Annotated in this window: 4 protein-coding genes; 3 read left to right on the forward strand and 1 reads right to left on the reverse strand. The window is 32.4% G+C overall.

The features are described from left to right. Positions 1-140: 140 nt before the first annotated feature. Positions 141-974, reverse strand: a complete 834-nt coding sequence (murI, locus tag Q0K19_RS14840; protein ID WP_297249322.1) for a glutamate racemase — start codon at positions 972-974, stop codon at positions 141-143. A gap of 169 nt (positions 975-1,143) precedes the next feature. Between murI and Q0K19_RS14845 the strand changes: the two genes are divergently transcribed. The 3 genes from Q0K19_RS14845 to Q0K19_RS14855 are packed head-to-tail and all read left to right on the forward strand — an operon-like array spanning position 1,144 to position 4,641. Beyond that, the gene (locus Q0K19_RS14845; RefSeq protein WP_297249324.1) at positions 1,144-1,389 is read left to right on the forward strand and encodes an OadG family transporter subunit; all 246 of its coding nucleotides are present in this window, start codon (positions 1,144-1,146) and stop codon (positions 1,387-1,389) included. A 39-nt stretch (positions 1,390-1,428) separates the two neighbouring features. Then, positions 1,429-3,231, forward strand: coding sequence for a biotin/lipoyl-containing protein (locus tag Q0K19_RS14850; RefSeq protein WP_297249326.1), 1,803 nt, complete (start codon positions 1,429-1,431; stop codon positions 3,229-3,231). 33 nt (positions 3,232-3,264) lie between these two features. Continuing rightward, a complete protein-coding gene (locus Q0K19_RS14855; protein ID WP_297249328.1) occupies positions 3,265-4,641 on the forward strand; it encodes a sodium ion-translocating decarboxylase subunit beta in 1,377 nt (458 codons plus the stop codon). Positions 4,642-4,851: the final 210 nt, after the last annotated feature.

The following is a 4,851-nucleotide window of genomic DNA, read 5'->3' on the forward strand; positions in this document are numbered from 1 at the left end:
TGCGGTTTGCGGTTTGCGGTTTGCGGTTTGCGGTTTGCGGTTTGCGGTTTGCGGTTTGCGGTTTGCGGTTTGCGGTTACACATATTTTAAATTATATTATAAAAATATAAAAATGTCAATATTTATTATTTAGTTAAATATTATAAATTTAAATGTTTGATTGCGTAATTATTGTAAATTTCTTTTGGTAAAAAGATATTTATTATATTATTTACTTTTGATATATCTTCAGTTGTGTATATTTTTATATATTTGTCATTGCTGTTATTAAGTAAATTATTTTCTTCTAAATATTTTTTTACTGATATTGCAGTATGATATGAAGGATCTATTATATTTTTTATAGAATTTTTTATATTATTTTGAAGCAAGTATTTTATATCATCTGCTATATGAGGGTAATGAGTGCATGCTAATATTAGAGTATCAGAGTTTTTATCTATACTTTCTAAATATTTTGAGAGTACTTCTAATCTATTATCATAACTATGCCAATCATTTTCTATCATAGGGCATAAATCTTTGCATGCTACCTGTGTAACTTTTATTTCTTTTTTGTAATTGTTTATCATCTCTTTATAGGCATTTGAATGAACAGTGAATTCAGTACCCATTATTGATATATTGTTATTTTTTGTGTTATTTAAAGCATCTATTGCACCATTTGATATAACTTCTATTATTGGTATTTCATATTTTTGTTTTAAAATATGATAAGTGCATGCTGATATAGTATTGCATGCAATGATAATCATTTTGCATTTTTGTTTTATTAAGAAGTCTGCCATTTTTAATGTTAGTTCTATAATTTTTTCTTTTGATTTATCGCCATAAGGTATATTAGCATTATCTCCAAGGTATATATAATTTTCATCTGGCAATGTTTTTAGTAATTGCTTTAAAACAGTTAATCCGCCAAATCCGGAATCAAAAACAGCTATCGGCATATCTGATGAAAAAGAGTGAATGTTCATATTTTTTATCCTATTATATTAACTAGCTTTTATTATTATATTAAGTATTTTTATAAAGTCAAATATATTGTGATATTAAAGTTATATTTTGTAGTAAATTTACTTGTATATAAGCAAGAAATAATGTATAATTAAGCAATTAAAATTTATTAAGAATAGGAGTGTTCTGATGAATAGTAGTATTATAGAAGCTCTACAAATAATGCTTATAGGTATGGGTGTTGTTGTATTGTTTTTAATTATATTAGTTTTCGTTATGAAATTTGTAGCTGGTATAGTAGCGCAAGTAGATAAATTAATGCCTCCACCTAAGGAAGAAATATCTGCTGCTCCGCCGGTTGTATCATCAAGTAATGATAAGATGGTAGCTATTGCCATTGCTTTAGCACATGTTCATAGCAGTAAATCTAAATGATTATTCTAATTTTTTATCAAGTAATAAGGAGAAATAATAATGGCTAAAAAAGAAATAAAATTTATGCTAACAGCATTCAGAGACGGTTTCCAATCCGTTTATGGTGCTAGAGTATTATCTAAAGATTTTATGCCGGCTGTAGAAGCATTCGTTAAAGCTGGAGTTACATATTTTGAATCAGGCGGCGGTGCAACATTCCAAAGTGCATTTTTCTATAACAATGAAAACGCTTTTGATGTAATGGACACTTTCAGAAAAACTGTAGGTCCTGATGTAAACTTACAAACTTTGGCAAGAGGTGTTAACGTTGTAGGTTTGGAATCTCAGCCTAGAGAAATGATTAAGCTTCATGCTGATTTATTCAAAAAACATGGTATTACAACTATTAGAAACTTTGACGCTTTAAATGATGTTAATAACCTTATTTTCAGCGGTAAATGTATTAAAGAAGCAGGATTAAAACACCAAGTATGTGTTAGTATGATGGCACTTCCTCCAGGATGTGAAGGTGCACATGATGCTGAATTCTATGGAAAAGTATTAACTCAAATTAAAGATAAAGTAGATTTTGATTCAGTATGTTTCAAAGATGCTTCAGGTACTACAACTCCTCAAGTAGTTTATGATACTATTAAAGAAGCTAGAAGAATATTAGGTAAAGATGTACATATACAAATGCATAGCCATGAAACTGCAGGTATAGGTGCTGTTCAGTACAGAGCTGCTTTAGATGCCGGTGCTGATTGTATAGACCTTTCAGCTGCTCCTGTATCAGGCGGTACTTGTCAAACAGACTTAATAGTTATGTGGCATGCTTTAAGAGGCACTGAATATACTCTTAATGTAGATATAGATAAAATCAGAGAAGCTGAAGAAGTATTCAAGGAATGTATGAAAGATTACTTCTTACCACCTGAAAGTAGAACAGTAGAGCCTATGATTCCATTTGCTCCAATGCCTGGTGGTGCTTTAACAGCTAATACTCAAATGATGAGAGATATTAATGTTATGAACAGATTCCCTGAAGTTATTAAAGCTATGACAGAAGTTGTTAAAAAAGGCGGTTTTGGTACTTCAGTAACTCCTGTATCTCAGTTCTATTTCCAACAAGCATTCAATAATGTAATGCAAGGTGAATGGAAAAAGATTGCTGACGGTTATGGAAAAATGGTATTAGGTTATTTTGGTAAAACTCCTTCTACTCCAGATCCAGAAATCGTAAAAATAGCTAGTGAACAGTTAGGTTTACAGCCTACTACTGAACTCGCTATGGATATAGATGATAAAAACCCTAAAAAAGGCAGAAAAGCTGCTGAACAGGCTTTAAAAGATGCAGGTATCACAGATCTTTCTGATGAGAATGTATTCATTGCAGCTGCTTGTAAAGAAAAAGGTATTCAATTCCTTAAAGGCGAAGCTAAACTTGGTATTAGAAAGAATGCAGGCGGTGCTTCTGAAGGAGTTAAAGCTACAAGCAATGAAGTTACTGTTACAGTTGGCGGATCAAGCTATGGTATAAAAATAGAAAATGGAAAAGCTATAGTTGATGGAGTAAGCTATGATTATACTATTAAAGATGGTATAGTTGCTGGTGCTGCTCAATCTGCTGCTCCTGCTTCTGGCGGTGCTGCTACTCCTGTTACTGCTGGTTTACCTGGTACAGTATTAAAAATAGTTGCTCCTGTTGGAACACAAGTTCAAGACGGAACTACTATATTAATAGTAGAAGCTATGAAAATGGAAGTTGAAATAAAATCTTCTGCAAGCGGAGTAGTTAAAGAAGTAAAAGTTAAACCGGGTGATGCTGTAGTTGCAGGTCAGGAATTGGCTATAGTTGGCTAATAGATAGATGCTGATTTTAAGGAGATAAAAATAATGAGAAAAATATTTTTAGTATTTGCACTTATCTTTATGACAGCATCTGTTGTGTTGCCTCAAGAAAGTGCTCAAGAACCTCTTAATATAAAAGATTCGCTTATTTCTTTGGTGAGAAATACTGCTTTCGGAGGTTTATTTCCTAGAAGCGAAAAAGAAATAGCAGATGCTCAGGTTAAAGCTGAAAAGAGTAAACAAGAAAAATATCAAACTAAATTAAATGATATTAAAGTAAAATCTGCACCATTATGGCAGAATGCTATAATGATTTGTGTTGGTTTGCTTTTGGTTTATCTTGCTATAGCTAAAGGCTTTGAACCGCTTCTTCTTATCCCTATAGGTATGGGAGGAATTTTGGCTAATATTCCTATTGCCAATATTGCAGCTTTACCTGTAGTAGAGATTATGAATGGTATACCTGTTACTATAAGCAGCGGCGGTTTTTTAGGTCAGATATATACTTTTGGTATTGAATCAGGTTTATTCCCATTATTCATATTCATTGGTGTTGGTGCTATGACAGACTTCGGTCCGCTTATTGCTAACCCTAAAACTGCTTTATTAGGTGCTGCTGCTCAAATAGGTATATTCGGTACTTTATTAGGTGCTATGATAATATCTACATACATACCGGTAATTTCTTTCTCATTGAAAGATGCCGCTTCAATAGGTATTATTGGAGGTGCTGATGGTCCTACAGCTATATTTACAGCTTCAAGACTTTCGCCTCATTTATTGGGTGCTATTGCTGTTGCTGCTTATTCATATATGGCTTTAGTTCCTATTATTCAGCCTCCTATTATGAAATGGCTTACTACTGAAAAAGAAAGAAAAATTGAAATGAAACAGTTACGCCCTGTAAGTAAAAGGGAAAAAATTATTTTTCCTCTTAGCGTTATAATACTTGTAGCTTTATTTTTACCTGATGCTGCTCCTCTTATTGGTGCTCTTATGTTTGGTAATTTGCTTAGAGAATCAGGTGTTACTGAAAGACTTTCAAAAACTGCTCAAAATGAATTAATAAATATTGTTACTATTATGTTAGGTTTATCAGTAGGAAGTAAATTAGCTGCTGATAAGTTCTTGCGTTTTGAAACTCTTGGTATATTGGTATTAGGTTTAGCAGCATTCTCTATGGGTACTGCAGGCGGAGTACTTCTTGCTAAATTTATGAATTTATTCAGCAAAGATAAAATCAATCCGCTTATTGGTGCTGCTGGCGTATCTGCTGTTCCTATGGCTGCCAGAGTTGCTAACAAAATAGGACAGGAGGCTAATCCTCATAACTTTTTACTTATGCATGCTATGGGACCAAATGTATCCGGTGTAATTGGTTCTGCAGTTGCTGCTGGAGTTCTTTTGGCTATACTTGGTTAATATTAAATTTTTATAAAAATTAAGGGTGTAAATCTTTAAAACGAGATTTGCACCTTTTTTATTTATTTTATATTGATTTTTTTTTTAATATATATTATAATCTGCAAATATAATCTAAGGAATAATTTTATGTCAGCAAACAGCAAACAGCAAACAGCAAACAGCAAACAGCAAACAGCAAACAGCAAACAGCAAACAGCAAACAGCAAA

Origin of the sequence: uncultured Brachyspira sp., assembly GCF_944393015.1 — a bacterium.
Classification (GTDB): Bacteria; Spirochaetota; Brachyspiria; order Brachyspirales; family Brachyspiraceae; genus Brachyspira.